The 3,009-nt window shown below is 66.0% G+C and carries 3 protein-coding genes; 2 read left to right on the top strand and 1 reads right to left on the bottom strand.

Translation table 11 applies throughout. The features are described from left to right. Together AC1DJT_RS35505 and AC1DJT_RS35510 are read left to right on the top strand one after the other, a co-directional pair. A partial coding sequence (locus AC1DJT_RS35505; protein WP_476835938.1) for a hypothetical protein occupies positions 1 to 386 on the top strand: 386 nt, incomplete at its 5' end. Between the two features lie 209 nt (positions 387 to 595). Beyond that, positions 596 to 1,588, top strand: a complete 993-nt coding sequence (locus tag AC1DJT_RS35510) for an Ldh family oxidoreductase (RefSeq protein WP_476835939.1) — start codon at positions 596 to 598, stop codon at positions 1,586 to 1,588. On the opposite strand, the gene AC1DJT_RS35515 is transcribed toward AC1DJT_RS35510, so the two are convergent. Continuing rightward, positions 1,578 to 3,009 (bottom strand): DHA2 family efflux MFS transporter permease subunit (locus AC1DJT_RS35515; RefSeq protein WP_476835940.1); only part of this gene is annotated, 1,432 nt, incomplete at its 5' end. The genes AC1DJT_RS35510 and AC1DJT_RS35515 overlap by 11 nt on opposite strands.

Consider the following 3,009-nt stretch of genomic DNA (forward strand, 5'->3'; position numbering starts at 1 on the left):
ACACCATGATGATCGACGCCGGCGCTGCGCCGGCCTGCGGCCCTCAAGGGGCGGCAAAGGTCGCAGCCAAGAGCGCCGCGATCGAGACGATCAGGGCAGGCTACGACCGCTACATCATTGGCGGCGCAGCGTCTCAGAACAATGTCTCGGTCAGCCAGATGCCGGGGAGTTTCCAGACCAGTGGCTCGTTCTCCGGCAACACCTATCAGGCCAGGAGCACCTATGTTCCTGGCCCGACCATCGTGAGCGGCACCCATGACAGGCAGCTCGCGGTGATGATGTTCAAGAACGGTGAGCCGGGCTATCAGAACGCCCTCGACGCGCGGGAAGCCCTCGGCCCGGAATGGCCAGAAATCGTCAAGAACGGGATCCGGACCTGTCTTTGATCCGTTTCACGCATCTCGCATCCCGCTAGCTATCGTCATCCCGTTTTGGATGGCGCCAGCCTGCGAGTGCGCAAGCTGCCACCTATCCTTACTACGGCCATTTCAGTCCGCAGATCGTCCGCTCCGGTCGTTGACGTAACGCAAGGCTGGATTTAACCCCGCTCTTCCCCGGTATGGGGCCACAGCTTTTGCGGGGGGCGGGGGCAGCGATGCGAATGACGATAGACGGCGCGCACGAGATGGCGCGCCACGCCGTGCTGGCCGCTGGAGGCAGCGATGCTGTCGCGGCAGCGCTCGCGGATGCGACGATCGCTGCGGAAGTGTCGGGTCGTCCCTCTGTCGGGTTCGCGCATCTCCTGGACTATCTCGATAGCCTCGCGGCCGGGCGGATCGCGGGCTCCGTCACCCCGGAGGTCAGCTTTCCGACCTCGGCCTCGATCCGGATCGAGGCCGGGGGAGGCATCGCCCAGCTCGGTTTCGATCTCGCCTTTGCTGAATTGCAGGCGCGCGCCGGGCTCTACGGCCTCGCGCTGCTGATCCAGGCGAACAGCTACACGGTCGGCGAACTCGGCTACTACACCCGCCGTCTCGCCGAAGCAGGATTGATCGGGCTTGCCCTTGCCAATGGGCCGGCGCTGGTGGCGGCGGGCAAGAGCCAGGAGGCCGTCTACGGCACCAATCCGCTCTCCTTCGCCGCGCCCGTCGCGGGCGGCCAGCCTTTGGTCATTGACCAGGCCACGAGCGCGACGGCCTTCGTCAATATCAGGCAGGCCGCCGAGACCGGCGAGGCGATACCGCCGGGCTGGGCCGTGGATGCGAGCGGCCAGCCCACCACCGACCCACGCGCGGCGCTCACCGGAGCGCTTCTCGCTTTTGGGGGCGAGCGCGGCGCCAATATCGCGCTGATCGTGGAAACCCTGGCAGCCGGCATGACCGGCGCGAACTGGTCGCTCGATGCGCCGTCCTTCGCTGGCGGCAGCCAATCCCCCGGCGTAGGGCTCCTGGTCGTCGCGCTGAAGCCGGAGCTCTTCGCTCCGGATTTTTCAGCCCGGCTGGCTGCGCATCTCGAACGCCTGGCGGGCAAGGGCGTCCATATTCCCGGACAAAGGCCGGCTCGCCAGGAGATCGAGCTGCCCGATGCGCTGGTGGAGGCGATCGCGCGATACTCCCTCGGGCGGGGCCAGCGGCGCGCTACTCCATGACCATCGGATGGTCATCCGACGGCGCCTTCTTCTGCTTCGAGGTGACCAGCAGGGCGAGGAACGGCATGGCCGCGAGGCACAGGATCATCAGCAGCTTGAAATCGTCGATATAGGCGATGATCATCGCCTGGCGCGTGATGACCTCGTCGAGCGCGGCGCGCCCGGCCAGCGTCAGCGGATCCCAGGCCTCCTTGATCGCCGGCATCTCGAAGATGCGGTTGAAGGGCGTGACGTAAGTCGCGATCTCGGCGTGGTTCACCTGGACGTTGCGGGTGAGCAGATAGCTGACGATCGAGATGCCGACACTGGAGCCGATATTGCGCGACAGGTTGTAAAGGCCGGTGGCGTCGCCGCGATCCTGCGGCTGCAGCGTGGAGAAGGTCACAGTGGTCAGCGGCACGAAGAGCAGGCCCAGACCCGCTCCCTGGATGAAGCCGGTGACGATGATCGTCTGCTGCGAGACGTCCGGGGTCCAGCCGGCCATGTCGTACATCGCCCAGGCGCTGACGGCCAGGCCGGCGCCGAGCAGGATGCGGATGTCGACCTTGCCGATCAGCCGTCCGACSAGGAACATGCAGAGCATCGTGCCCATGCCGCGCGGGCCCATGACGATGCCGGCGGTGACGACGGGGTAGCCCATCAGCGTCTGCAAATAGGGCGTCATCAACGCCAGCGAAGCGAGATAGGTGATGCCGACGATGAAGATGAAGATCATGCCGACGCTGAAGTTGCGATCGAGGAACAGGCGCGGCTTGATGAAGGAGTTCTCTGCCGTGAGGGTGTGGACCACCAGGATGTAGATCGCCGCGACGCAGACCGTCGCCTCGACGATGATCTCGAGCGACGAAAACCAGTCGAGCTGGGCGCCGCGGTCGAGGAAGAGCTGGAGCGAGGCGATGGCGAGGCTGAGCGCKCCGAAGCCGATCCAGTCGAGCCTGGCCAAGGCGTTCGATTTCGTCTCGGTGACGAAGATCCCGACGCCCGCCAGGGCCAATGCGCCGAGCGGCAGGTTGATATAGAAGACCCAGCGCCAGGAGATGTTCTCGGTCAGCCAGCCGCCGATGACGGGGCCGAGCACCGGGCCGACCATGACCGAGACGCCGAACAGCGCCATCGCCGAGCCGCGCTCCTCCGGCGTGTAGATGTCGAGCAGGATGCTCTGGGACACCGGCACCAGGGCGGCGCCGAAGAAGCCCTGGAGCAGGCGGAAGCCGACGATCTGAGTCAGCGACTGCGCGGCGCCGCAGAGCATCGAGGCGACGACGAAGCCGATGATCGCGACCGAGAGCACGCGCTTCCTGCCGAAGCGGGCGGCAAGGAAGCCCGATGGCGGCGTCATGATCGCGGCCGCGACGATATAGGAGGTCAGGACCCAGTTGATCTGATCGGCGCTGGCCGAGACGCTGCCCTGGATATAGGGC

The sequence above is a fragment of the Allobosea sp. 05T422_2 genome, assembly GCF_056396265.1.